Source organism: Corticimicrobacter sp., assembly GCF_040137905.1.
Lineage (GTDB): Bacteria > Pseudomonadota > Gammaproteobacteria > Burkholderiales > Burkholderiaceae_B > Corticimicrobacter.
Map to the genome: position 1 here is coordinate 1 of NZ_JBEFDG010000042.1, position 26,025 is coordinate 26,025.

Here is a 26,025-nt window from a genome sequence, read left to right on the forward strand (position 1 = left end):
GGCTCCTTGGCAGAAGAAGACTGTCGGGACGTTTTACGGTTTGAGCAGCAGCGAATCCGTACCGGGTACTGTCAACCAGACATCACCGTTCCCCAGATCCAGGAACAGCCGCCGTCGGGCGGTGCCTCCAACGTGTTCTGCCTGGATGGAGAAGCCATAATAGGACAAAGCAGTACGGGTGGCATCAATGTTGCGTTCGCCAATATTGGGTAAAGTCACGGTGGTGCCGGCAAACATATTGCCACCGCCAAATAATTTGATCTGACATTCCTTGGGCGTGATGCGCTGCGCCTTGATCTCATAATAGAACCGTTCGATGGCCTCGTCGGCATAGCGGCCATCCGGCAGTGCGCCGGGCGGGCGATTCTGGCGGGCCGGCAGCAGGATGTGGCACATGCCTCCGAAACGCAGGCCGGGATGCCACAGCGTCACGGAGACACAGGAGCCCAGTAATGTTCCCAGGCACCCCGGTGCACGGGAAAAGCACAGTTCACCAGGGTGCAGAAATATTTCGGACTGACGCAGGCCGGCTTTCATGATGGCAGTCTGCTCCGTCCGTAAACGGTGGGTTGTAGCGGCACCAGCCCTGTGTCGAGGCCGGTGAGTGATTCGGAGTGGCCGATGATCAGGCAACCGTCGCTTTTCAGTGATGGCAGCAGGTTGGCGATGACCCTGCGCTTGGTGGTGTTGTCGAAATAGATCATCACATTGCGCAGAAAGATCACATCGAACAGCCCCAGATCCTTGCGAGGGGCCAGCAGATTGCTGTGGACAAAGCGCACCCGCTCGCGCAGGTTGCGCATGACCAGCATGGTGCCGCTCTCTTCATTGATGCCTTTCAGGCAGTACTTGTGCAGCAGGTGCTGTGGAATGCCGTCGAGTCGGGCGGTGGAGTAATGACCGGTGCGGGCACGCGCCAGTACCCGCTGGCTGATGTCGGTGCCGACGATTTCCCAGTGCCGGTTGCCCAGTGTGTCAGCCAGGCTCATGGCAATGGAATAGGCCTCCTCACCGCTCGATGCCGCAGCGCTCCAGACGCGGAATGTCCCGCGTGCCTGTGCAGCGCGTTGCTTCAGGAATTCGAAGTGTGCGGGCTCGCGGAAAAAGAAGGTTTCGTTGGTGGTCAGCAGATCGACCATCATTTGTTGCTCTGCCTGGTGGGCCGGGTCGGTGACGTGGGCGTAGTATTGGCCAAAGGTATGCAGGCCGAGATGTTTGAGACGCTTGGTCAGGCGGCCCACCAGCAAGACCTGCTTGGCATTGGATAGTTCGATGCCGGCAATGCCGTAGATCAGGGACTTGAACTTGTCGAACTCCCCTTGGGTGATTTTGGGGGCAATATGGGTTTCATCACGCATGTGGGGCGACTCATGATTAAAAAAAGTCCCGGGGGCCACTCTGCTCGTACCCCCGGGACATGCAAAACGTGTGCGCTTGCTGTCAATGCGCGTTCGGCAACCCGGACAGCACGGTGATTTCATCCAGGGAGAGGATCTGGTCGACGTTGAGCAGCACCACAAATTTGCTGTTGACCTTGCCCATGCCGGCGATGAAGTCCGTCCGGATGCGCGATCCGAACGCCGGCGGGGGTTCGATATCCACGGATGGAATTTCCAGCACTTCGGAAACGGCATCCACCACCAGCCCCATCTGGTGGGTATTCTGCTCGTGGCTGATCTCGATAATCACGATGCAGGTACGCTTTGTGATTGCACCGGCCTGGCGGCCAAATCGCACGGCCAGATTGATGACCGGCACCACGGCACCGCGCAGATTGATGACCCCCTGGATGAAAGCGGGCACCAGCGGGACTTCGGTAATCTGGCCGAATTCGAGGATCTCACGCACGGACAGAATGCCGAGGCCGAACATTTCCTCGCCCAGTGAGAACGTCAGGTATTGTTGCTGCTCGACAGCAACATGGGCTACTGCAGCAGGACGTTCCGCATGAGCCGGTATGAGGGCATTGGATTGCGTCATCGCATGTTCTCCCGCATCAGAATCGTGCGAAGTTGCGCTCATCCGGCCCGGCGGTCAGCGTGGGGATATCGTCCTCATGGGTGTCGATATTCGCAGTATTTTCCTGTTTTCGAGGTTTGGCGGTTGGGTTCTGGGGGGCATGCTTTTTCTTGGTGCCTGCTGCCAGTTCGAAAAACGCCATCAGCTCCTGCAGGTTGCCGGCCTGAGAGGACATCTCTTCGGCCGTGGCAGCCAGTTCCTCGGAGGCCGAGGCATTCTGCTGCGTCAACTGCGACAACTGGCTCATGGCCGTATTGACCTGGCCGACACCCACGGACTGCTCTTCCGATGCCGAGGTGATCTCCTGCACCAGATCAGCGGTCTTCTTGGTGGCAGGCACGATCTCCTCGAGCAGTGCACCGGCCTGTTCGGCCATGCCCACCGAGTTGGTGGCCAGTTCGCCGATTTCCTGGGCCGCGACCTGGGAGCGTTCGGCCAGCTTGCGCACCTCGGCGGCCACGACGGCAAAGCCCTTGCCGTGTTCGCCTGCGCGGGCGGCTTCGATGGCGGCATTGAGCGCCAGCAGATTGGTCTGGTAGGCGATATCATCGATGATGCTGACGCGCTTGGCGATTTCCTTCATCGCGCCCACGGTCTCGGTCACGGCCTTGCCGCCATCGGCGGCCTTCTGGCTGCCTTCGGCAGACATCGAGTCGGCGACCTTGGCATTCTCGGTGTTTTGCTGGATCGATGCGGTCATCTGCTCGATCGAAGCCGAGGTCTCCTCGACGGAGGTGGCCTGCTCGGAAGAGGCCTGCGACAGTGATTGTGCGGTGGAGGACACCTGCAGGGTGGCGGCCGCCAGTGTTTCGGTGGTGTTGTTGACCTCGGCAATCGTGGCGGCCAGCTTGGTGACGGTGTTGTTCAGGCCCTGCTTGAGCTGATGGAATGCTCCGTGATACTGGCGGGTAATCTGCTGGGTCAGATCGCCGCGCTCCAGCGCCCCGGCGACCGTGCCGATATCGGTCAGTGCGCCATCGACGGTATTGGAGAGCAGGTTGAGCTGTTCTGCCAGGTCTTGTGTATAGCCGGCCTTGCCTTCAAGCGGGATCTTGACGCTGAAGTCGCCCTGGTTGGCGGCCGAGACAATGCGCTTGATATCGTTGACGGTGTTGATCAGCGAGTTCTGCATGGTTTGCATGGCACGCAGCAGTTGCCCGGTTTCGTCGGTGCTGGAGACGGTGATCTGGGTGGTCAGGTCGCCACGGGCGATGGCTTCGGCGGCATTGACCGAGAGTGCCAGGGGCCGGGTGACGGCACGCGTGATGATCCAGGCCAGGATGATGCCGATCAGCACGGCGGCCAGAGAGACTCCGCTCAACAGGTAGACGGCGTTCTGATAGTTGCTGCGCGCTTCCGTCACGATGGTTGCATTTTGTTCCTGGATCAGTCCGATCATTTGATCGATGGATTGTGTCAAGGTGTCTTGCGCGGCATCTGTGGTTGTCCTGAGCGTCTGCATGGCAGCCGCCATATCGCCATTCAGGCCATGGGTAATGGTCTCGTTGTTTTCTTTGCTGGCAGTGGCTGCATTGCTTTCGATCTGGATGGCCAGCTCTTTGGCTTTTTCGGTGGCGAGCATGGCCTGCAGTGCTTTGAAGCCGTTGTAGAACTTGTCGCGTTCTGCAGCGATGCCCTGCTGCATGCGTTTCATCTCTGCCTGATCGCTTTCAATGACGATATCGCGAATCGTCGTGGCGATATTGCCCACGGCCATGCGCATGGCATTGGCCGAATCCACCTTGACGTTGTTCTCGTTGACCACATAGTCAAAATTGGCCTGTGTCGCTGACAGGCGCAGCAGGCTGATGGCTGAAATGATCAGCAGCAGGATCAGGATAAATCCAAATCCCAATCCAAGTTTGAGTGATATTTTCATGTTTTTCAGCATCTGGGTAACTCCTGGCGCCTATCGCGCAAATGGATCTTTTCTTGTGTTGAAAACCCTGCTCCAGCGGGCTGGGTGTGCTTTTCAGGTATTGAGGAGTACTGGTTTGCGGGTCCGCGCCTCGGTATGTGTAATGCGTTCGATCAGGCCCGGTACGTCAAGGATCAATGCAACCTGTCCGTTGCCCAGGATGGTGAAGCCGGACACACCTTGCAGCCCTGTGAAGACATTGCCAAGAGGACGGATGACGGTCTGGTATTCCCCCTGCAGGTCATCGACCAGCAGGCCTGCACGACGCCCTGCATAGTTGACGACGACGATGTTGTCGCGTCGTGTGGCGTGTCGCGTGGCAATTCCTGCCGGATGCGTGCCTGGATGTGCAGCGTGATCGTGTGCCTGGATATCGAAAAGCTCATGCAGCCGGATGAATGGCAGGACCTCGCCGCGCAGGTTGAGCTGATTGCGGCCTTGCGCGGCATGCAGTTCATCGGTGGTCAGTTCGACGCACTCGACCACCATGTCCAGCGGCAGGATGAAAGAGGATTTGCCGACACCGACCAGGAATCCGTCGATGATGGCCAGCGTGAGCGGCAGGCGAATCCGGAAAGTCGAACCCTGGCCTTCGGTGCTCTGGATGTCGATGCTGCCGCGCAGTGCGGCGATATTGCGACGCACGACATCCATGCCGACGCCGCGACCAGACAGGTTGTTGACGGCCTTGGCGGTGGTCAGGCCCGGCTCAAAGATCAGGGCGTGGATTTCGCTGTCGGTCAGTACCTGGTCGGGTTTGATCAGGCCCTTTTCAAGAGCCTTGGCCAGAATCTTGTCGCGGGGCAGTCCGCCGCCATCGTCCGAAACCTCGATGACGATGCTGCCCGAGTCGTGATAGGCGTTCAGGCCAAGGGTGCCGTGCGCGGGCTTGCCACGGGCCAGACGAACCTCGACAGGCTCGATGCCATGATCCATCGAGTTGCGTACGAGATGGGTGAGGGGGTCCCCGATTTTCTCGACGACGGTTTTGTCGAGTTCGGTGTCGGCCCCCGAGATTTCCAGGTGAATATCCTTGCCCAGCTCCTTGGAGACATCGCGCACGACACGCTGGAACTTGCTGAAGGTGGCCCCGATCTGCACCATGCGCAGTTGCAGGGCCGAGTCGCGTACGCTTTCGACCAGTCGGTTGAGAACCGATGCGGCCTCCTGCAGTTCGCTATCGCCCTGGGTGGTCGCGGTGAGGTTGATGCTGGCGCTGGCAATGATCAGTTCGCCGATCAGGTTGATGTGCTCGTCCAGTTTGTCGGCGTTGACGCGGATCATGGCGGCCTGGTTGAGGGCGTTGTCCTTGATCTGCTTCTGCTTGACCAGGGCGGCCTCGGCGACATCGGGTTGTACCAGTTGCTGTTCGACCAGCATCTGACCAATAGGGTCGGAGGAAGCGCCCAGTGCCTGCTGCTCCGTTAGTATCTGTGCCAATTCGGAAGATGTCAGGGTGCCGCAATGCACCAGGATTTCTCCCAACCGCATGTCTTCTTCCGGAAGTGCCTGGATCAGTGCCAGGTATTCCGAGGCCTTGCTGCGTGGGGGCAGGATACGTATCCGGGCGTCGTCGCGAACGAATTCAAAAGCACTTTCGATCGTGGCCTTGTCGGCATCGCTGCGGAAGTTGAGTTCGAAGCCGAGATAGCAGGATTCTGCATCCATCTCCGCAGCAGGCGGAAGGGCATCTGTCAGTGTCACGATGCTGACGATTTCACCCAGTGTGGTCAGATAGCGGATGAATGACATGGGATCCATGCCGTTCTTGAGCACACCCGGGTCGAAACGTAGCGAGATATGCCAGTTATCGGTCTTGACGCCGCTCTGTGCTCCGATGCGGGTGACGGGAGAGGGTTCCTGGGGCAGCACTGCGGCGCGGGCGGCCGGAGCCGGGTCGGCGATTTCCTGTAGCTGGTCGATCAGTGCCTGGCTGTGTGCCAGTAGCTGTGCACTGGGGGTCTGACCGTTTTCCACCCCGCTGATCAAGGCACTCATGTGATCGCAGATCTGCAGCAGGAGCGCAATCAGATCACCGGAAACATGCAGCGTACCGTTGCGGACCTTGTCAAGCACGTTTTCCGCATGATGGGTAAAGCTGACCACGTGGTCGAAGCCAAACAGTCCGGCAGAGCCCTTGATGGTGTGGGCGGCACGAAACAGCGCATTGAGCAGATCGGCGTCTTCCGGGTTCTGCTCGATCTGCAGCAGGGCGGACTCCATGCTTTCGAGCAGTTCCCGACTTTCGATGACAAAAGTCCGGATGGATTCATCCTCAATCATGATGCGGGTGTCCTTGAGGGGCGACCAGAACCTGATCACCCAATTGAGCCGTCAGATTGCTCAGATCGAGCAGGTCTACGACTGCATGGCTGTGGCCGGTACAGCGCAGCGTGATGTGGGCCTGGGCTGCCTCGCGCTTGGCCAGCAACATCAATTGCAGTCCGGCAGTATCGATGTCCGTAACGTCGGTCAGGTCTATTTCGATCTGCCCGACCGTATTGCCTGTCTGTGCCCCGATGAAGCCGAGGAGTCTGGTTTTCATCTCCTGTGCCGTGAAAATCGTGAGTTCACCTGCGATTTCCAGGTGGGCCGTCGTACTGTCAGGGTGCGTGTGCATACGGTTTTCCGGTTACGGAAGGATCAGTTTCGAGACGGCATTGAGCATCTGTGCGGGCTGGAAAGGCTTGACGACCCAGGCCTTGGCCCCTGCGGCCTGGCCTTCGGCCTTCTTGTCTGCGCCGGCTTCGGTGGTCAGCATGATGACGGGCGTGAAGCGATAGGCAGGCATCTGCTTGGCAGCCTTCAGAAACGTGATGCCGTCCATGTTGGGCATGTTGACGTCGCTGATGATGAGGTGGATCTTCTGCCCGGTGAGCTTGGTCAGTGCATCCTGGCCATCGCGGGCCTCGATGACGTCGTAGCCTGCCCCTTTGAGAGCCATGCCGACGACCTGGCGGATGGAAATGGAATCGTCAACGATGAGAATGGTTTTAGCCATGAAGGGGCCTTTGTGTATCAGAAGAAAGTAATGTCGCCATCATCTGGCGTGGTGGTCTGGGTCGGACGAACAGCGGGTGTACCCTGGTGTCGCGCATGTTGCTCAGGCATGGTGTAGCTGTGCTCCAGATCGTCGAGCCATTTCTGGACATGCAGTGCCGTATCGGGCTCGGAGCCCTGCCGGGCATTGTCGAGATGACGATGCAGCTTGGCGATGTCGCTGCTGATGTGTGTCAGGACCTGGCTGACGCGATCCTGGAATTGCAGGGCCACCAGAACCTCTGAGATTTCCGCTCCAATCTGGCGGTTCTCCTGGCGTAACTGGTCAGATGTCCGGGACAGGTCATGCGCAGCGCTGCCAAACTGCGTGATCACGCTTTCGATCACCTCGCCGGAGTGGTGGATGAGCTTTTCATCGGCCTGCGAATAGGTTTGCGATGTCTGCAGCGTATTGGTAATGGCCTGAGTGACCAGTCCTACTGTCTGGCCAATGTGTTCGCCGGTCTGTCCGGAGACTTGCGACAGCTTGCGAACCTCGCTGGCAACCACGCTGAAACCGCGGCCGGCCTCGCCTGCGTGGGCGGCTTCGATGGCGGCGTTCAGGGCCACCAGGTTGGTCTGCATGGCAATCTGTGCCACGTTCTTGGCCATGTCGGCAAGCGATTCCGTATGGTCGCCCAGGCTGCCGACTTCTGACATCAGGCGCGCCCGGTTGGCGAGCGTGCCCTGCAGGGACTGGACGATGGCTTGCAACTGATTTTGCGTGTTCTCCAGCAGCCCCAGCAACGGGCTGCTTTCACCCGCTGCACTTTCGGTCGAATGTGTCAGGCTCTGCGAGAGTGCGACGAACTGCTGGGACAGCGCAACGATGGCTTCTTCGGTATGGCTGCGGGCAAACTCGATTTGCCGCTCCCAGATCGGCAGCAACTCGAGACACAGCAGATTCAGGCCGTGCTCCGTCTCGGCATGAAGTGATGGCGATGGTGTTGTGACTGGTCGGCTGCGCCGAGAGCTTTGCCGGCTCACGATACCGATGCTGATGCTGAATGTCATCAGGATGAGGACGGCAAGCCAGAGCGGGATGTGGATATGGGTCTGGCCGATCAGGATCGCACTCCCGGTCAGGCCGGTGAGCAGGCTGACCATCAGGGGAGACATGCCGATACGCCGGGCAGGATGCCGGATGGTGGCTGGACTGGGGAGCTTCATGGCAAGAATCCTGCGTTCAGCGGTGCATGGACCCGTGCCGGAAGGGCCGAATGCATGCGTTGCTGAGTGGAGCGGGGGGAAAAAGACATGGCTGCCGGAAAGGGCAGCCAAGGGGATGGATCTGGATAAAGCGTGTTTACGCTATGCGGGTAAATGCGCCACAGGCAATTGCTTGCTTGCTTGCTTGCTTGCTTGCTTGCTTGCTTGCTTGCTTGCGCAAGCAGATTGCCAGTTGAAGGACTTAAGGACTGATCCTGTTGCATGGTGGTCGCATACCAAAAGAACTGCAGTACGCCTGATAAAGTACGCGTTCTACATGCCGCCAATTTGCATCGAGTACACAAAACCTGATTTGAGCTTTTCCTTGCAGCAGCAAGGCCGATAGCAAAGCATTCCGGCTGTGTCCACGGGCGTGACTCAATACGCGCGCTCGAATATTTGCACTTGATCCCAAATATATCATACTGTTGCAATATTTGGTTAAGTTTTGGTTAACTTGAGCGGATATGTTGCTGCCAGGAGTCATTGCTGACCAGATCTCATAGACGCCAGGATGCTCCGGGAGCTTGGCGAGATTGGCGGGTGTCAGTGGCAGCAGGGGGCCCAGCGTATGGGATGCATTCAGATAGTCCAGGCTGTCGCAGCGATGCCTGTAGTCTGGAATGCCCAGACGCTGTCGCAAGGCTCCGATGCTGCGCCGGGTCAGTACGATGCCGTGCCGGTTTTTGAGGTGCTGGCTCAGCTTGCTGTCCGACCAGGGCGTCACGATGGCACCGTTCAGCAGGAGGAGGCGTTCTTCTGCGATCAGGGCTTTCAGCTGTGCTTCATGGCGGACATGTTGTTGCATCAGCAATGCGCGCAGCGGAATGTCCTGGCCGGTTGCGGAAAGGAGGGACAGGGTGCGCAGCAGGCGCGAGATACGGCTGACGTCCGGCTGTGTGTAACCCGACTGGTGCTGCATGGCCTCGACGATATCCTGCAACCCCAGTGGCTGCAGATCTGCCGGATTCAGTGACGTCAGATAGGACGACTGATGCGTCAGGAGTACCCGGATCAGAGCGTATGTCAGTTCGTTGCGGCTGTTGATGAGGTGCAGGTTGCGGATCAACCGGGCGTGGGCGAGGTCGGTGGCATGCATCTGCTGCAGGGCCGTATCGATGCGGTAGATGCGTATGGCCTCAGGGTGCAGAAAATCCAGTTGCAATGCCGAGGGGTGTGGGTGCAGCCGGCCAATGCAGGAGGGCAGGGATGCCGGCACGGCTGTTTCCAGAAGAGAGGTCAGCGAGTGCCGTTGAATCATGTACGCACATGCCGAATATTCGGCAGAGCGCTCAAGCCGTCGAATGTGCTGACAGTAGGCGTCCAGGGGCAGGGACAGGATGCGCGCCAGGTCGATGGCGCTCAGGATGCGTGGGGCCAGCCGAGATGCGGCAGACTGGCGAGAGGTCATGGTGGGGGGACTTCCTGCATTATTCATGCAGCACGGCTGGCCCTCAAGCCAGGTATGGTCCCCATGCTGGAAGCGATGATCCCCGCCCTGGGAAAAAGGGCTGAACCCGCCTGTTGGCGGGTTCTTGCTGCGGGCGGAAACTCTAACAGATCACAGGATGGTTGCCTACTCGGCGTGATAGATTTCCGCCCCTTTCTTTACAAATTCGATGGCTTTTTCCTGCATCCCGCGTTGCAGCGCCGCCTTTTCCTCAACGCCCAGTTTCTCTGCGTACTCGCGCACGTCCTGGGTGATTTTCATGCTGCAGAAGTGCGGACCGCACATCGAGCAGAAGTGCGCGACCTTCATCGAGTCCTTGGGCAGCGTCTCGTCGTGGAATTCGCGTGCCGTGTCGGGGTCCAGACCCAGGTTGAACTGGTCTTCCCAGCGGAATTCGAAACGGGCCTTGGACAGGGCGTTATCGCGGATGGCAGCACCCGGATGACCCTTGGCCAGGTCGGCGGCATGGGCGGCGATCTTGTAGGTGATGATGCCGTCCTTGACGTCCTTCTTGTTGGGCAGGCCCAGGTGTTCCTTGGGCGTCACATAGCACAGCATGGCGGTGCCGTACCAGCCGATCAGCGCTGCACCGATCCCGGAGGTGATGTGATCGTAGCCGGGAGCGATGTCGGTGGTCAGCGGCCCCAGGGTGTAGAAGGGGGCTTCGTGGCATTGCTCCAGCTGCAGATCCATGTTCTCCTTGATCATCTGCATCGGTACGTGGCCCGGCCCTTCGATCATGACCTGCACGTCGTGTTTCCAGGCGATCTGCGTCAGTTCGCCCAGGGTCTTGAGTTCGGCGAACTGCGCCTCGTCGTTGGCGTCCCAGGCCGAGCCGGGGCGCAGGCCGTCGCCCAGCGAGAAGCTGACGTCGTAGGCCTTCATGATTTCACAGATGTCTTCGAAGCGCTCGTAGAGGAAGCTTTCCTTGTGATGTGCCAGACACCACTTGGCCATGATCGAGCCACCGCGCGAGACGATGCCGGTCATGCGGTCGGCGGTCATGGGGATGAAGGGCAGGCGCACACCGGCATGGATGGTGAAATAGTCCACACCCTGCTCGGCCTGCTCGATCAGCGTATCGCGGAAGATTTCCCAGGTCAGTTCCTCGGCCTTGCCATCGACCTTTTCAAGTGCCTGGTAGATGGGCACGGTGCCGATGGGGACCGGCGAGTTGCGGATGATCCATTCGCGGGTTTCGTGGATGTGCTTGCCGGTCGAGAGGTCCATGACGGTATCGCCACCCCAGCGGATCGACCAGGTCATCTTCTCGACTTCTTCGTGAATGCCGGAACTGACTGCCGAATTGCCGATGTTGGCGTTGATCTTGACCAGGAAGTTGCGGCCGATGATCATCGGCTCGATCTCGGGGTGGTTGATGTTGGCCGGAATGATGGCGCGGCCCCGGGCGATCTCGTCGCGCACGAACTCGGGCGTGATGGCCCCCGGAATGGCGGCACCGAACGACTGGCCGGGATGCTGGCGCAACAGGCGGCGCACCAGTTTCTCGCCATCGGGGCCGCTGGCACGCAGCGATTCGATGTACTGCTCGCGGCGCAGGTTCTCGCGGATGGCGATGAATTCCATCTCGGGCGTGACGATGCCGCGCCGGGCATAGTGCATCTGGGTCACGTTCTGGCCGGCCTTGGCGCGGCGCGGTGCGCGCTGCAACTGGAAGCGCATGGCGGCCAGCTTGGGATCGGCCAGCCGCTCGCGACCATAGTCGCTGGTCGGGCCGGACAGCAGTTCGGTATCGCCACGCTCTTCGATCCAGGCCTGGCGCAGCGCAGGCAGTCCCTTGCGGATGTCGATGCGGGCGTCGGGATCGGTGTATGGGCCACTGGTGTCGTAGACCGTCAGCGGCGGATTCTTTTCACCACCGAACAGGGTCGGGGTGTCGTCCTGGCTGATTTCGCGAAACGGCACCCGGATATCGGGCCGGGAGCCGGTCTCGTAGATCTTGCGCGAACACGGCAACGGTGCGACGGCGGCGGAATCGACGGTCGCATCGGCAGCGAGGAAGGGGGTCTGGGTTTTCATGGCACGCTCCAAGGAAAGGTCTGGAGCCGAGCGGAAATCCGTTCCCTGGCATGACGGTTGCAGCATGAGGTCAGGCAGGCTGACACTTTTGTCTGGCGACCGGCAGTGGTGGTAGCCTGAACGGATGCCTTGTACCTGTCTGATCAGGGCTGGGCATCCTGCAAAGGAACCGGGAACGCGCTTCCAGCGTCGGCATTATCCGTACTGGTGCAAAGGGACTCTCTCAACCCGGCTGCAGCATGACTGCAGCCAAGTACCCCTGCGTTGTGAGCGAAGTATAGCGGATCAGCGCGAGCCGTGGCGTTTTGCGCAGGCTTCGATGAATGTGCGGACCAGGCTTTCGAGAATCTGGCGATCAGCCTGACTCAGCGCGGACAGGCTGGCCGGGTCTATCGAGGGAAAGGGCCAGAGCTGGGTTGCTTGCCAGCTTTCTGCCGCATAGGTGGTTTCGGGTTCTTTGAGCGGCGGTGGTTGCTGACTGCCGGGAGGCGTGCCCCGACCACTATCGAGCCAGCGAGGGTCGATATTGAGTGCGCTGGCTAGCGCGATGAGTGCCCGGCTGGAGTGGCGCTGGTCGCTCTCGTAGTTGCCGACGGCACTTTGAGAAAGACCGGCGATCCTGGCTAACTGCTGTTGAGTCAGCCCGCGCAGCTTGCGCGCATGCCGTAGTCTGCTTCCGAATGTATTCACCCCTCAATTGGACAATCAAGCTCAATCACTTTGGTGTTTTTTGAGGATTTCCTGTGGTGTTATTACTGTCTGTGAGGTGGCATGTCTCCAGAGCCTGATTTTTCCCTCTGGGCAAGGAAAGGATGGGCAATTGTGGTGCATCAAAACTGCCCTCGAACTGTGAGCGTTGGTGAACCGGTTTGTGGAAATCTGTTAGACTGAATAACACTATCGTGTTTATTTGGGGGCGCGTGTGCGACGATACACCGAGGCAGGCAGGGCAGGCGAGGGCGCCTGCGTCATCATGCATGATCCCGAAGGCTGGCTCGACAGGATGGAAGGGCGGTCGCTGCCAGTCTGGCTCGAGGCGCATGGCGTTGATGTGCTGCGCAGTCGCAATGTGCAGGAGTTGCATGCGCTGCGTGCCGGGCATGAAGATGCCTGCGTCGCGCTGTGGGGGCTGGCTGGTGCCAGCCTGTTCATGGTGGCCGAGTTGAGGCTGGGGCGTGCCGGAACCGGCATCGTGTTGTTGATGGCTCCGGATTCGGCCCAGGATCGTGCCCACGCTTTGCTGGCCGGCATCGATTACTGCCTGCCGGGCAGGCCTGATCCGTCCGAACTGCTGTCTGTGCTGCAGGCACTGCGACGGGCACGGAGCTGGCAGCCCGGGCTGCCTCCGTTGCCGCGAGCGGCCCCGGCTCCGGCCGAGAGGGCATTGCCGGTTGTCGCGCCGTTGGGTAAAGCCTGGCGTCTTGGCGACTCGGGATGGCAACTGCATAGTCCGGAAGGGCCGGCGCTGCGCCTGACGGTCATGGAGCGGATTCTGTTGCAGGGGTTCTTCCAGACCGATACAGGCTACCTGAGCCTGGAAGAACTGTACCGGTTGCTGAGCAGCGAGGGCGTGGCCGATACGCCGCTATCGGGTGAGGCTGTCTGGCTGGAGCAGCGCTTTGTCAGCCGGATGCATGTCCTGGTGTTTCGCCTGCGTCGCAAGGCGGCGAAGTCTGCGCTGCAATTGCCGCTGCATTGTGTCAGGGGCAAGGGCTATATGTTCGCAGCGTCTTTCGAGCCCTATCGGACAGTGGTGCCTATTCCCTGAGCGGGATATCCCGTGTGTCAGTGCACGACCATGTTGTCGCGGTGCATCAACTCGGGTTCGGTCATGGTGCCCAGGATCTCGGCAATGTCGTTGGAGGCATGACGCATGATGCGGCGGGTGTCACTGGCCGAATAGTTGATCAGGCCGCGTGCATATTCGCGGCCATTGGCATCTACGCAAGCCACGGCGTCACCACGCCTGAAATTTCCTTCGACGGCCGTGACGCCGATCGGCAGCAGGCTCTTGCCATGGTGGCTCAAGGCCTCGATGGCACCGGTATCAAGCACGACCTTGCCGCGCAGCCGCAACTGGTCGGCCAGCCATTGCTTGCGGGCTGAGTGGATCGCCATGGGGGCATGCAGGGCGGTGCCGATGGCCTCGCCTGCCGCCAGACGCAGCAGCACATCGCTTTCGCGACCCGAGGCAATCACGGTGTGCGCGCCGCTGCGGGCTGCGCGCTTGGCGGCCAGGATCTTGGTCAGCATACCGCCGGTACCGATGTTGCTGCCGGCACCACCTGCCATGGCTTCCAGGGCCGGGTCTCCGGCTTCTCCATGGTGCACGAAGCAGGCATCGGGATTGGCGCGGGGATCGGCGTCGTACAGGCCACGCTGGTCGGTCAGGATGATCAGGGCATCGGCTTCGATCAGGTTGGTGACCAACGCGCCCAGCGTGTCGTTGTCGCCAAAGCGGATCTCGTCGGTGATGACGGTATCGTTTTCATTGACGACCGGTACGACGCCCAGCTCCAGCAGCGTGAAAAGGGTGGAGCGGGCATTGAGATAGCGCTGCCTGTCGCTCAGGTCTTCGTGAGTGAGCAGGATCTGTGCCGTGCGCAGGTGATGCTCGTCGAAGGCTTCTTCGTAAGCCTGTGCCAGACCCATCTGGCCGACGGCCGCCGCTGCCTGCAGTTCATTGATGGCGGCAGGCCGGCGCGGCCAGCCCAGGCGCGAGACGCCTTCTGCGATGGCGCCGCTTGATACCAACACGATCTGTTTGCCTTGCGCGGCCAGTTGTGCGATTTGTCGTGTCCACTGTCGCACTGCCTGCCTGTCCAGCCCTTTGCCGTCGTTGGTGACCAGAGATGAACCGACTTTGATGACCAGGCGGCGTGCGTCGGTCAGGGTGACAGGGGTGGCGGTGGAAGACATGCTGAAACGTAAGCGACGGGGAGTTGAGTGGGTGAGGCGGCCAAAAGATCGGACGGTACCAGGACGATGCCAGTGAAACAGGGCAAGGCCGGTACCGCCCTGCGCTGTCTCAGGGCGTTGCGCGATCCGGATCGAAGCGCGGGTCGAGATTGATCCCGTCGGCTTCGTCCTGGGCGCGCTGTTCGGCGGCCTTGGTTTCATCCAGGTACTTTTGCAGTGCCCAGACCAGTTCCTGTGTGCCGTCGCCATTGAGCGCGGAGATGCCGAATACCGGACCTTCCCAGCCGAGCGCTTCGCACAGGCGGCGCTGGGCGTCTTCGGGATCGGGGTTCACGTCGAGCTTGTTCAGCACCAGCCAGCGTGGCTTGGCGTACAGGTCTGCATCGTAGCGGCGCAGTTCTTCGACGATGGCCTGGGCCTGGGTAATGGCCTCGGGAACCGGGTCAGCGTCGGGGTCCGGCGAGGACATGTCGACCAGGTGCAACAGCACACGGGTCCGGGCCAGGTGGCGCAGGAACAGGTGGCCCAGGCCGGCACCTTCGGAGGCACCTTCGATCAGGCCGGGGATGTCGGCCACCACAAAGCTGTGTGAGGCTGACGTGCGCACCACACCCAGATTGGGGTGCAGTGTCGTAAAGGGGTAGTCGGCGATCTTGGGCCGGGCATTGGAAATCTTGCTGATCAGGGTGGATTTGCCCGCATTGGGCAGGCCCAGCAACCCGACATCGGCCAGCACCTTGAGTTCGAGGCGCAGACGGCGTTGCTCGCCTTCCTTGCCGTAGGTGAACTGGCGGGGCGCGCGATTGATGCTGGACTTGAAGTGCAGGTTGCCCAGGCCGCCGCTGCCGCCGGTGGCCAGCGTGACTTCTTCGCCATGCTGCTTGAGGTCGAACAGCAGTTCTTCAGTTTCAGCATCGAAGATCATGGTGCCGACGGGCATGCGCAATACGATATCGGCGGCTGCCGAGCCGTACTGATCCGAGCCGCGACCGTTTTCACCATTGCGGGCGCGCTGCAGGCGCGCATAGCGAAAATCGATCAGGGTATTGATGTTGCGGTCGGCGATGGCGGTGATGCTGCCGCCCCGGCCGCCGTCGCCGCCGTCCGGTCCGCCCTTCGGAATAAATTTTTCGCGGCGAAAACTGGCGCAGCCGTTGCCGCCATTGCCGGCAATGACCTCGATGGTCGCCTCGTCAACGAATTTCATGGTGTTTTATCTGTGAAGGTCGGAACTGGAAGGCTATTTTGCCTCAAAATACAAAACCCTGCCGCATGCGGCAGGGTTTTAATGTCTCGTCGAGACGCTGCAGCCTGACGGCAGCAGCCATGCAGCCGGAATTACTCGGCAGCAGCGACGATGGAGACGATCTGCTTGTTCAGGTGGCCCTTGAAGCCGAACTGAACCGTGCCGTCAACCAGTGCGAACAGGGTGTGATCCTTGCCGATGCCGACATTGACGCCCGGGTGGACGCGGGTGCCGCGCTGGCGCACGATGATCGAGCCAGCGGGGATCAGTTGACCGCCGTAGGCCTTGACGCCAAGTCGTTTCGATTCTGAGTCGCGGCCATTCCGGGTTGAGCCGCCGCCCTTTTTCTGTGCCATGTTTTAGCTCCTGCTAATGATGGTTGACCGTATCTGCAATCAGGCCGTGATGGCTTCGATGCGGATTTCGGTGTAGTTTTGACGGTGACCTTGATGCTTCTGGTAGTGCTTGCGACGGCGCATCTTGAAGATCTTGACCTTGTCGTGGCGACCGTGCGCAATAACCGTTGCCTTGACCAGGGCACCGTTGACCAGAGGCGTACCAACTTGCAGTTGCTCGCCTTCGCCGACGGACAGAACCTGATCCAGCGTGATTTCTTGCCCAACGTCTGCCGGTATCTGTTCTACTTTGAGTTTTTCGCCAACGGTAACGCGATACTGCTTGCCGCCGGTTTTTATGACCGCATTCATGGGATAGGACCTCGTAAAAAATGCTCGGCACTTTGCCGAACTGACTATTCTACACTCGATACTGGATTTTTGGCAATGTCAAGCGTTGTGGGGCGGATCAAGAGCCTCAACTCCAGTCGAACGTGATCAGCACAGTCCGCTCTTGCGGTTCAAAGAACACGAGAATGCTGTCTGCGCCATGCCGCCGCCATGGGTAGCCCGCGGTGCTGGCGATGAAGCGAAAGGGGCGGCCATCCTGCCAGCGCGGGAAGACGTTGTCGCTGTTGTTGCTGTCCAGAACGAAGGCAGATGGGATCTCCGGCGTATCGCTCCAGTTGCCGTAGGCGGTCACGCCACCCAGTTGCTCGATCAGGGGCTGGCCGCATTCAAGCGGATCGCGGCCATGCATGATGTCGGGATAGTGCTCCCGGTCATGTTCGCTCTTGCAGCGTGTCGGGTCGTCGGGATGGGGCCAGTCCAGGATGCCGTTTTTCAGCCAGCGCTCATGTGAAGCGGCGAACTGCGCATGCTGATCCTGGTAGTAGCGGGCCAGTTGCTCGCGTGCCTCCTGTTCCCGCTTGATGCGAAAGGGATGGGTGGCGACCAGCGGGGCATCCAGGGCGAAGTATTCGCGCTCCCCCAGGAAACGGTAACGGCCTGTCTCATCCAGTCGGAAGCCAATCCAGTTTGGGGCGGTGAAGGCATTGTGGGTGCCAGACTCGCCAAGATAACCATCGAACGGCTCGATCGGGCTGACGAGGTGCAGCCATCCCTGCCAGGCCGGATCGATCCGGCCCAGATCGACCGACACCAGTGCATTGAAATAGTGCGGCAACCAGGGCTGCTCAGGGGAAAAGACCTCTGCAGGGTCCGGAAAGGCGCGCAGCCAGGGCTGTGCCTGCCGGATGTCCTGGCAGGGGATGTCGGGATTCATATTGTTGTCTGTAGATGCCATGGTGGCCTGGATAGTGGCGGGTTCAGACCCGCTGGAAAGCCTGCATGCCGTGCATGCAGTATTGCAGGAAACGGTTGGCGGCTGGCGACAGGTGCCGGCCGGCGCGGGTGATCAATTGCACCTCGGCATGGTCCAGCGCGGCGCTGTCCACCGGGATGGCGTGTACCCGGCCCTGTGCCAGCTCTGTGGAAACGGCACAGCGCGGCAGCAGCGTGACGCCCTGGCCGCTGGTCACGAAGCCGATGGCCACGCTGATCAGGTTGGTCGTGAGTGCCGCCTTCAGGTGGATTTTTTCGGTCCGTTCGGCATGGTCGATCAGTTGCCGGATGCCGTAGATGCCATGCAGCAGTGCCATCGGCCAGGCCGTCAGTTCCTGCAGCGAGGTCTGGTGGGCATGGCGCAGTGGATGGTTGGGGCCGATGATGGCGTGCATGGGCTGGAGGGCCGTGCCCCGCGAGACGATATGCGCGTCGGCCGGAGCGTAGTACACCAGGCCGATTTCGGCTTCGTCCTCGCGCACGCGGCGCATGATCTCGGTCGTGCCGAAGATATCGAGCGAGATCGATACGCCGGGATGCTGCTGACGGAATTGCTGGATGGGGCCGGCGATCATTTCCTGGGCGAAGCCTTCGCCGCTGACGACCGATATCGAGCCGCTCTGCAGCCCGCGCAGCGACTCTATCTTTGCCAGCATGTCGTGGCGGTGGGCCATGTGCTGTCGGTAATAGTCGATCAGCAATTGTCCGGCGTGCGTCGGCACGACGCCCTTGCGATGGCGCTCCAGAAGGACGGCATTCAGTTCCTCTTCCAGCAGGCTGACCTGGCGGCTGATGGCTGACGGTGCGATGCCCATTTTTTCCGCCGCGGCGCGCACCGAACCACAGGTGACGGCCTCATAGAGATAGCGGGCGCGTGCGTCATTGAAGAGTTGCATGGAGTATCCTGCCGGAGAGTGATGCCTAGGGTAACTACTTATGTTCTGTTTATTAGAACAAAATTTTGAAATACGAATATAAACACATTGATATAGTTAGCGCGCCGCATGGAGAGGCTTGTCCTGTCGGCGGTTGTAATTTTATCTATTCTTGTCAACAACGCCGGGCATACGATGCAGTGGCGATATAGGGGAAGTGAATGAGTACTGCCGCTCATCAAGCAAAAGAGCCGCTGGATCTCGGTAGCGTAGCGCAAATCTTCGGGCTTGCGCTGGTCATTGCAGCGCTGTCCGAATGGTTCGGACCGCTGCCTATCGAACTGGGGATCGGCAAAGTGGTGCTGCTGCCCATGATCTGGGCGCTGCTGATCGGCCTGACGATCGGCCTGCTGTCCAAGCGCATGCCGGGACCGCTCAAGATCAGCCTGCAGAGCCAGCATCTGGCCGCAGCCATCCTGTCGTCGGCGCTGTTCCTGTTCATCGCCAAGCTGGGCCTGCTGGTGGGTGGTTCGCTGCCCAAGCTGGCCGAAGCCGGCTGGGGGCTGGCGCTGCAGGAGGTCGGCAATCTGGTCGGGTGTATCCTGCTGGGCATGCCCGTGGCCCTGATGCTGGGCATCAAGCGCGAGGCCATCGGTGCGACCTTCTCGATCGGTCGTGAGCCAGGCCTGGCGATCGTGGGCGAGCGCTTCGGCATGGACTCCCCCGAAGGGCGCGGCGTGCTGGCCGAGTACGTGACCGGCACCCTGATCGGCGCGATCTTCATCTCGTTGCTGGCCGGCTTCATCACCAGCCTGAATATTTTCCACCCGCTGGCGCTGGCCATGGGGGCGGGTGTCGGTTCGGGCAGCATGACGGCTGCCGCCGTCGGTGCCATTGCCGCCCAGCAGACGCCTGAAATGGCCAAGGATGTTGCTGCCTTTGCTGCAGCCGCCAACTTGATTGCCACCACGCTGGGTACCTACCTGACGCTGTTCATCTCGCTGCCGCTGGCCGTGCGTGCCTACCGCTTCATGGAACCCATCCTGGGCCGCAATCGCAAGAGCGTGTCCATCGAGGACGAAGCCACACCTGCCGTCAAGCTCGAAGTCGCTCATACGCCCAACCTGGGTCTGGGTATGCGCATCGCCTCGTGGCTGCTGGTGGGCCTGATGGTCCTGATCGGCAACCGCATTGGCTACGGCACTTCGATGATCGAGGCGCTGCCGGGCGTGGCCATCATCATCCTGGCTGTGCTGGTGGGTGACCTGATCTATGTCGGCACCAAGCGCAAGCTGCCTGCGGTCTGCTGGATTTCGTTCATCGCCATGGCCATGACCTTCCCGCAGACGCCTTATGCGGCCGAAGTCGCCGAGCTGACCGGCAAGGTCAGCTTCCTGGCCCTGATCACGCCGATGCTGACGTTTGCCGGTCTGTCGCTGGCCAAGGATATCCCGGCCTTCCGTCGCCTGGGCTGGCGCATTGTGGTGGTTTCGCTGATGGCCAATGCCGGCGTGTTCCTGGCAGCCGCAGGTATCGCGCAGTTCTTCGTACATACGCTGTAAACAAGAGCGGGCTGAATTTGTGCCCATGTGCACAGGCGCTCAGCCCGTACTGCTGAACCGGGTGCATTGCAGGCACCCGCCGTTTTCGATTCAAGTTTCAATCCAAGTCCCGAGTGGACCGGCGTTGCCCGGTCTGCAGGGCGGGTTCATCCATAAGAAAAGGAGCAGGCATTATGACGAACGTAGGTGTGATTGGTCTGGGCAACATGGGTGCCGGCATGGCACTGTCGGCAGCGCGTGCCGGCCTGACGGTGACGGGTTTTGACCCGGCCACCGCATCGCGCCAGGCACTGCTGGATGCCGGGGTGACGCTGGTGGACGATATTGCGGCGCTGTCGGCCCGGGCCGATGTGATCGTGCTGTCGTTGCCGACCTCGGACATCGTCGAGAAAGTGGTGCTGGGCGAGGGTGGCTTGCTGGCACAGGCCCGCACAGGGCAGATTGTGCTGGATACATCCACGGCCGATCCGGCCAGCACGGCCCGCATCGCGCAGGCATTGCAGGGCAGCCCGCTGCGTCTGGTGGACGGCCCGGTCAGTGGTGGCCCCAAGGCGGCGCACAGTGGTGCCATGACCATGCTGCTGGGCGGCGAGACCGCCGACATCGATGCGCTGGCACCGGTGCTGGAGGCGCTGACCGCCAAGCGGGTACATGTCGGCCCGGTGGGCGCTGGGCACTCCGCCAAGCTGTTCAACAACCTGCTGTGCGGCATCAACCTGATTGCTGCCGGCGAGGCGATCCGCGTGGCCAAGGCTGCCGGCCTGGATGTCGAGCAGATCCTCAAGGGCGTCAATGCCGGCTCGGGTCGCAGCGGCGTGACCGAGGTCAACTGCCCGACCTGGATTCTGAACGATGCCTTCAATTCCGGCTTCACCATGAAGCTGATGCGCAAGGACCTGCGCCTGGCTGCTGCCATGATCGAGCAGAGCGGTGCTGGCGCACCGCTGTCGCGCGAGGCGCTGCGGCTGTGGGCCGATTCGGCGGCATCGGTCGATGATGCCGAGGATTTCAACCGTATCGTGGCCTACGAAGAGCGGCCCTGATCATCCCGATGTAGACCGTATCGTTGCCCGGGCCAGCGTGCGCTTGGGGCAACGAACCGAAACAGACAAGCAAGGAGCAAGAGATGAAAGATCGTATTCTGCAGGCTTTCCGTGTGTTCTTCCCGGATGCACAGACCGTGGGTTCGTATGTAGGCGGCAGCCTGCTGGTGGGGCAGGGCGACGAAGTCGTGCTGCGCAACGCTGCAACCGGCGAGGAAACGCTGCGCTACGCCGATGCCGGTGCCGCCGTGGCACAGGCCTCCGTCGAGGCCGCACGTCAGGGCCAGCGCGAGTGGTGGGCACTGTCGCATGCCCAGCGCGGCCGCGTGATGTACGCAGTGGGCCAGGCCGTGCGCGCCCAGGCCGAGCCGCTGGCACTGCTCGAGTCGCTGACCAGCGGCAAGCCGATCCGCGATTGTCGTGGCGAGGCGCTGCGCGTGGCGGAGATGTTCGAATACTACGCAGGCTGGACCGACAAGCTGTACGGTGACGTGATCCCTGTGCCCAGCGGCCATCTCAACTACACGCGCCGCGAGCCCATCGGCGTAGTGTTGCAGATCACGCCCTGGAATGCGCCGGTCTTCACGGCCGGCTGGCAGATTGCGCCGGCCATCGCCACCGGCAATGGCGTGGTGCTCAAACCGTCGGAACTGACGCCGTTCAGCTCGCTGGCACTGGCCGCCATTGCCGTGCAGGCAGGCGTGCCGGCCGGGCTGGTCAATGTGCTGGCCGGCTATGGCCAGACGATCGCTCCGGCTGCGCTTGAGACGGCGCAGGTCGGCAAGGTGGTTTTCGTCGGCTCGGTGCCGACCGGCGCGCGCATTGCTGCGCTGTCGGCCGAGCACCTGGTGCCGTGCGTGCTGGAACTGGGCGGTAAGTCGGCCAATATCGTGTTCGACGATGCCGACCTGGATCGCGCCTGCCTGGGTGCGCAGGCGGCCATTTTCTCCGGTGCCGGCCAGAGCTGCGTGTCGGGCTCGCGTCTGCTGGTACAGCGCACGGTGCATGACAAGCTGGTGGAAAAGCTGATCAACGGTGCCGGACGCCTGCGTGTCGGCGATCCGCTCGAAGCGACGACCGAAGTCGGCCCGATCTGCAATCAGCGTCAGTTCCAGCATGTGCGCAATTGCATCACCGCCGCGCTTGCGGAAGGGGCCACGCTGGCTCTGGGCAGCGCCGAGCCGGGCGATACCGGCTACTTTGTGTCGCCCACCGTGCTGACCGGCGTGAACAATCGCATGGACGTGGCGCAGAACGAGATCTTCGGCCCGGTGGTGGCGGTGATTCCGTTCGACACCGAGCAGGAAGCCATCGAGATCGCCAATGACAGCCGCTTCGGCCTGGCCGGCGCGGTCTGGACGCGTGATGTCGGCCGTGCCCATCGGGTAGCGGCGCAGGTGCAGGCAGGAACTTTCTGGGTCAATGGCTACAAGACCATCAACGTGGCTTCGCCCTTTGGGGGCTACCGCCAGAGCGGCTATGGCCGTTCTAGCGGTCTGGACGCGCTCAAGGAATATACTCAGCTCAAGAGTGTCTGGGTCGAGACGGCTGCCGAACCTGCGGCACCGTTCGGTTATCTGTAAGCAGCAAGGAAAAGGATATGAGTACGACAATTTGGCCGCATCTGGATGAACTGAAAGGCTGGCGCCATGATTTTCACCAGCATCCCGAGACGGCTTTCGAAGAACACCGCACCAGCGCGCGCGTGGCTGAACTGCTGCGCAGCTGGGGCCTGGAAGTGCATGAGGGCCTGGCTGGTACCGGTGTAGTGGCAGTGCTGCGCGGTGCCCGTGGCGAGGGGCCGTCCATCGGTCTGCGCGCCGACATCGATGCGCTGCATGTGACCGAGCTGAACGCGGTGCCGCATGCCTCGCAGAATCCCGGTCGCATGCATGCCTGCGGACATGATGGTCACACTACCATGCTGCTGGGCGGTGCCCGGGCGCTGGCCTCGAATCCGGATTTTGCCGGTACGGTGCATTTCATCTTCCAGCCCGCCGAGGAAAACGAGGGTGGTGCCCGCGCCATGATCGAGGATGGCCTGTTCAAGCAGTTTCCGATGCAGGCGGTCTACAGCATGCACAACTGGCCCGGTCTGCCGGTCGGCACGGCAGCCGTCCATGCCGGTCCGGTCATGGCGGCGTTCGATGTGTTCAGCCTGACCCTGACGGGCAAGGGCTGCCATGCGGCCATGCCGCATCTGGGCAAGGACACGCTGCTGGCCGCCTGCCAGCTCGTGACCCAGTTGCCGGCGCTGATCAGCCGTGAGCAGGAAGTCCACAAGCCGGCGGTGCTGAGCGTGACCAGCATCAACGGTGGCGATACCTTCAATGTCATGCCCGAGCAGATCAAGCTGCGCGGTACGATGCGCTGCTTCGACATGGAGCAGCGTGCTCGCATCGAGCAGCGCTTTCGCGATGCGGTAGCGGCCACGGCCACGCTGCACGGGCTGGAGGTCGAACTGGATTACCGTGCCAGCTATCCCGCCACCATCAACACCCCTGAGCATGCCGAAGTGTGTGCCGGCGTGTTGACGGACTTGCTGGGGGCCAACAGCGTGCGTCGCGATCTGCCGCCCAGCATGGCTTCGGAAGACTTTGCCTTCATGTCGCAGGCCTGCCCGGGTGTGTATATCTGGATGGGCAATGGCGAAGACAGCGCTTCGCTGCACAATCCCAAGTACGATTTCAACGACCGGCTGCTGCCGCTGGGCGTACGTTACTGGGTGGAACTGACGCTGGGATTGCTGCGCGACGGCAAGCTGCCAAAGGCGTGATGCGCATTGCTGTAGGCAGCGCTTTCAGACCAGAATGATGGTGCTGCTGTACGCTGCGACTTTGGTGTCGTGCGTCAGCAGGCGTAGTGGCTCGGAAAGCGCCTGTGCCACCAGGATCCGATCAAAAGGGTCTTGGTGGTGTAGTGGCAATGTGCCGACTTCGATGGTGTGTTCCGCCGTGATGGGAAGCAGGCGATAGCCGGACTGTTGAAAATAGTCCAGCGCCTGTTTGCCTGACACAGGCATGTCGCCTCTACCGAGCGCATGCTTGATGGTGATTTCCCAGAGACTGGCGGCACTGACCCAGAGCTGGTTTGTGGGTGTCAGGATGAGGTCTCTGGCCATTGCTGGCAATTTAGGACTGTCGCCAATGGCCCATAGCGCGATGTGTGTATCCAGCAGGATATTCATGGGGTTAGCCCATTGAAGAGTGCGGCCACGTCATCGTTGTGAGCATCAATATCGTCAGGGATGGTGATGTGGCCCTTGGCAATACCGATGCGGCGCTGTACGGGTACGTCCCGGATTGGCACAAGCCGCGCTGCCGGACGTCCATTGCGCGAGATAATGATTTCGCGCTCATGCCCTTCTTCTACAGCCTGCACCAGACGAGACAGGGATGTCTTGGCTTCAAGCATATTGACAGTGTGCATGGAGGCCTCCTGGCAGCGGATGATAGGTGTGCCTTAGTCTAGTCTGGCTAATGTTAGTTGTCAAAATCTAACCAGCGAGTCATCAGTCTCATCAACGGCCAGGCTATCCATGTATGGAGTACGGCAATTGCTCAGCACTCCACGTAGCTGACGGCCAGGCCGCCCTCGGACGTTTCCTTGTACTTGGTCAGCATGTCGCGCCCGGTATCGCGCAGGGTGCGGATGGCCTGATCCAGCGAAATCAGGTGGCGGCCATCGCCATGCAGGGCCATGCGCGCAGCGTTGATGGCCTTGACCGAGGCGATCGCATTGCGTTCGATACAGGGCACCTGCACCAGTCCGCCCACCGGATCGCAGGTCAGGCCCAGGTTGTGCTCCAGGCCGATTTCCGCTGCATTTTCAACCTGTCGCGGTGTGCCTCCCATCAGCGCGGCCAGTCCTGCCGAGGCCATGGCGCAGGCCACGCCGACTTCTCCCTGGCAGCCCACTTCCGCACCCGAGATCGAGGCATTGCGCTTGCACAGCACACCGACCGCGCCTGCCGTGAGCAGGAAACGGACGATATCGTCTGTCGGGCAATCCGGGTGATGTCGTACATGGAAATGCAGCACGGCCGGAATGATGCCGGAGGCACCATTGGTGGGGGCTGTCACGACCCGGCCGCCGCTGGCATTTTCCTCGTTGACCGCCAGGGCGTACAGGTTGACCCAGTCCATCTCGCCGAACAGGGCCGTGTGCCTGCCGCCCTGGTTTGCGCCGGCTTCGGCGGCCAGCAGCTTGCGATGCAGGCCTGGTGCGCGTCGCGGTACTTCCAGGCCGCCGGGCAGGATGCCGTCCTTGCGCAGGCCGCGTGCCACGCAGGCCTGCATGACCTGCCAGCGCGCCAGCAGGGCTGCGCGGGTTTCCGCTTCCGGGCGCAGGGCATTTTCGTTGGCCATCATGATCCCGGCGATATCCAGGTCATGCTGCTCGCAGAGCGCCAGCAGTTCGCGCGCGGAGGCAAAAGGGTAAGGAATGTCCGGGCCGTCGTCTTCCTGGGCTCCATCATGCAGGCTGTCTGCGTCGGTAATGAAGCCGCCGCCGGTCGAGTAATAGGTCTTTTCGAGCAGTACGGCACCTTCACCGTAGGCCGTGATGCGCAGCGCATTGGGGTGGTAGGGCAGGGAAACCGGCAGCAGTCGCAGGTCGCGGGACCACTCGAAGGGCACGGCATGTACGCCGCCCAGCGGCAGGCTGGCATCGTGACGCACCGTGTCCAGCGTGGCCTGCATCTGGTCGGGATCGGCGGTGGCGGGATCGAAGCCGCACAGACCGGCCACCACGGCACGGTCGGTGGCGTGGCCGATGCCGGTGGCGCTGAGCGAACCGTAGAGACGGATTTCCAGGCGTCGCACCTGCTCTCTGGCGTGTCCGGCCTGGGGCAGTGCGGACAGGAAAGTCAGACCGGCCAGCATCGGACCGGTGGTGTGCGAACTGGAAGGGCCAAGGCCGATCTTGAAGAGGTCGAGCACGCTGATGAAGGACATTTGAATCTCTGTAGGTGGAAGCGATGCTTCAGTTATTTTGTAGATATGAGGGTATCCTATCGGAAATGCTG

Annotated in this window: 25 protein-coding genes; 5 read left to right on the forward strand and 20 right to left on the reverse strand. The window is 61.2% G+C overall.

Annotation, left to right across the window (positions count from 1 at the left end; all coding sequences use genetic code 11):
* Positions 1-33: 33 nt before the first annotated feature.
* From ABN482_RS06935 to ABN482_RS06985, 11 genes are all read right to left on the reverse strand, one after another.
* On the reverse strand, positions 34-537 hold the full coding sequence (locus ABN482_RS06935) for a chemotaxis protein CheD (RefSeq protein WP_349503303.1): 504 nt from the start codon (positions 535-537) through the stop codon (positions 34-36).
* Positions 534-1,358 (reverse strand): CheR family methyltransferase, encoded by an 825-nt coding sequence (locus tag ABN482_RS06940; protein ID WP_349503304.1) that lies wholly within the window; start codon positions 1,356-1,358, stop codon positions 534-536. The genes ABN482_RS06935 and ABN482_RS06940 overlap by 4 nt, the downstream gene beginning before the upstream one ends.
* Positions 1,359-1,440: 82 nt before the next feature.
* A complete protein-coding gene (locus ABN482_RS06945) occupies positions 1,441-1,980 on the reverse strand; it encodes a chemotaxis protein CheW (RefSeq protein ID WP_349503305.1) in 540 nt (179 codons plus the stop codon).
* 16 nt (positions 1,981-1,996) lie between these two features.
* Entirely contained in the window at positions 1,997-3,898 is a 1,902-nt protein-coding gene (locus ABN482_RS06950; RefSeq protein ID WP_349503306.1) for a HAMP domain-containing methyl-accepting chemotaxis protein, read from the reverse strand.
* Between the two features lie 93 nt (positions 3,899-3,991).
* Positions 3,992-6,220, reverse strand: coding sequence for a chemotaxis protein CheA (locus ABN482_RS06955; protein ID WP_349503307.1), 2,229 nt, complete (start codon positions 6,218-6,220; stop codon positions 3,992-3,994).
* Positions 6,213-6,557, reverse strand: coding sequence for an STAS domain-containing protein (locus tag ABN482_RS06960; RefSeq protein WP_349503308.1), 345 nt, complete (start codon positions 6,555-6,557; stop codon positions 6,213-6,215). Before ABN482_RS06960 ends, ABN482_RS06955 begins: the two co-directional genes overlap by 8 nt.
* Before the next feature lie 12 nt (positions 6,558-6,569).
* On the reverse strand, positions 6,570-6,938 hold the full coding sequence (locus ABN482_RS06965; protein ID WP_143858898.1) for a response regulator: 369 nt from the start codon (positions 6,936-6,938) through the stop codon (positions 6,570-6,572).
* A 17-nt stretch (positions 6,939-6,955) separates the two neighbouring features.
* Complete coding sequence (locus ABN482_RS06970; RefSeq protein ID WP_349503309.1) at positions 6,956-8,146, reverse strand: methyl-accepting chemotaxis protein; 1,191 nt, start codon at positions 8,144-8,146, stop codon at positions 6,956-6,958.
* A 241-nt stretch (positions 8,147-8,387) separates the two neighbouring features.
* The gene (locus ABN482_RS06975) at positions 8,388-9,596 is read right to left on the reverse strand and encodes an RNA polymerase factor sigma-54 (RefSeq protein ID WP_349503310.1); all 1,209 of its coding nucleotides are present in this window, start codon (positions 9,594-9,596) and stop codon (positions 8,388-8,390) included.
* A gap of 165 nt (positions 9,597-9,761) precedes the next feature.
* Entirely contained in the window at positions 9,762-11,675 is a 1,914-nt protein-coding gene (thiC, locus tag ABN482_RS06980; protein WP_349503311.1) for a phosphomethylpyrimidine synthase ThiC, read from the reverse strand.
* Positions 11,676-11,960: 285 nt separating this feature from the next.
* Entirely contained in the window at positions 11,961-12,365 is a 405-nt protein-coding gene (locus tag ABN482_RS06985; protein ID WP_109061249.1) for a helix-turn-helix domain-containing protein, read from the reverse strand.
* Between the two features lie 283 nt (positions 12,366-12,648).
* Between ABN482_RS06985 and ABN482_RS06990 the strand changes: the two genes are divergently transcribed.
* The gene (locus tag ABN482_RS06990; protein ID WP_349503312.1) at positions 12,649-13,443 is read left to right on the forward strand and encodes a response regulator transcription factor; all 795 of its coding nucleotides are present in this window, start codon (positions 12,649-12,651) and stop codon (positions 13,441-13,443) included.
* 17 nt (positions 13,444-13,460) lie between these two features.
* Here ABN482_RS06990 and proB read toward each other — a convergent pair whose 3' ends face one another.
* From proB to ABN482_RS07020, 6 genes are all read right to left on the reverse strand, one after another.
* The gene (proB, locus tag ABN482_RS06995; RefSeq protein ID WP_349503313.1) at positions 13,461-14,594 is read right to left on the reverse strand and encodes a glutamate 5-kinase; all 1,134 of its coding nucleotides are present in this window, start codon (positions 14,592-14,594) and stop codon (positions 13,461-13,463) included.
* Between the two features lie 109 nt (positions 14,595-14,703).
* A complete protein-coding gene (gene obgE / locus ABN482_RS07000) occupies positions 14,704-15,801 on the reverse strand; it encodes a GTPase ObgE (RefSeq protein WP_349503314.1) in 1,098 nt (365 codons plus the stop codon).
* Positions 15,802-15,932: 131 nt separating this feature from the next.
* Positions 15,933-16,196, reverse strand: coding sequence for a 50S ribosomal protein L27 (rpmA, locus tag ABN482_RS07005; protein WP_109061253.1), 264 nt, complete (start codon positions 16,194-16,196; stop codon positions 15,933-15,935).
* A 39-nt stretch (positions 16,197-16,235) separates the two neighbouring features.
* The gene (rplU, locus tag ABN482_RS07010; RefSeq protein ID WP_109061254.1) at positions 16,236-16,547 is read right to left on the reverse strand and encodes a 50S ribosomal protein L21; all 312 of its coding nucleotides are present in this window, start codon (positions 16,545-16,547) and stop codon (positions 16,236-16,238) included.
* Positions 16,548-16,653: 106 nt separating this feature from the next.
* Complete coding sequence (locus ABN482_RS07015; RefSeq protein ID WP_349503315.1) at positions 16,654-17,481, reverse strand: hypothetical protein; 828 nt, start codon at positions 17,479-17,481, stop codon at positions 16,654-16,656.
* Between the two features lie 22 nt (positions 17,482-17,503).
* The gene (locus ABN482_RS07020) at positions 17,504-18,415 is read right to left on the reverse strand and encodes a LysR family transcriptional regulator (RefSeq protein WP_349503316.1); all 912 of its coding nucleotides are present in this window, start codon (positions 18,413-18,415) and stop codon (positions 17,504-17,506) included.
* Positions 18,416-18,615: 200 nt separating this feature from the next.
* On the opposite strand from ABN482_RS07020, the gene ABN482_RS07025 reads away from it, so the two are divergent.
* The 4 genes from ABN482_RS07025 (at position 18,616) to ABN482_RS07040 (ending at position 23,775) form a co-directional block, all read left to right on the forward strand.
* Positions 18,616-19,956, forward strand: coding sequence for a DUF3100 domain-containing protein (locus ABN482_RS07025; RefSeq protein ID WP_349503317.1), 1,341 nt, complete (start codon positions 18,616-18,618; stop codon positions 19,954-19,956).
* A gap of 173 nt (positions 19,957-20,129) precedes the next feature.
* Positions 20,130-20,999 (forward strand): NAD(P)-dependent oxidoreductase, encoded by an 870-nt coding sequence (locus ABN482_RS07030; protein WP_349503318.1) that lies wholly within the window; start codon positions 20,130-20,132, stop codon positions 20,997-20,999.
* A gap of 83 nt (positions 21,000-21,082) precedes the next feature.
* On the forward strand, positions 21,083-22,582 hold the full coding sequence (locus tag ABN482_RS07035) for an aldehyde dehydrogenase family protein (protein ID WP_349503319.1): 1,500 nt from the start codon (positions 21,083-21,085) through the stop codon (positions 22,580-22,582).
* Between the two features lie 17 nt (positions 22,583-22,599).
* The gene (locus tag ABN482_RS07040) at positions 22,600-23,775 is read left to right on the forward strand and encodes a M20 aminoacylase family protein (RefSeq protein ID WP_349503320.1); all 1,176 of its coding nucleotides are present in this window, start codon (positions 22,600-22,602) and stop codon (positions 23,773-23,775) included.
* Positions 23,776-23,799: 24 nt separating this feature from the next.
* On the opposite strand, the gene ABN482_RS07045 is transcribed toward ABN482_RS07040, so the two are convergent.
* The 3 genes from ABN482_RS07045 to ABN482_RS07055 all read right to left on the reverse strand — a co-directional run bounded on the left by ABN482_RS07045 (position 23,800) and on the right by ABN482_RS07055 (position 25,954).
* Complete coding sequence (locus ABN482_RS07045) at positions 23,800-24,186, reverse strand: type II toxin-antitoxin system VapC family toxin (RefSeq protein ID WP_349503321.1); 387 nt, start codon at positions 24,184-24,186, stop codon at positions 23,800-23,802.
* A complete protein-coding gene (locus tag ABN482_RS07050; RefSeq protein ID WP_349503322.1) occupies positions 24,183-24,428 on the reverse strand; it encodes a type II toxin-antitoxin system Phd/YefM family antitoxin in 246 nt (81 codons plus the stop codon). Before ABN482_RS07050 ends, ABN482_RS07045 begins: the two co-directional genes overlap by 4 nt.
* 131 nt (positions 24,429-24,559) lie before the next feature.
* Positions 24,560-25,954 carry an L-serine ammonia-lyase gene (locus tag ABN482_RS07055; protein ID WP_349503323.1) on the reverse strand — a complete coding sequence of 465 codons (1,395 nt, stop codon included), beginning with the start codon at positions 25,952-25,954 and terminating at the stop codon, positions 24,560-24,562.
* Positions 25,955-26,025 lie beyond the last annotated feature (71 nt).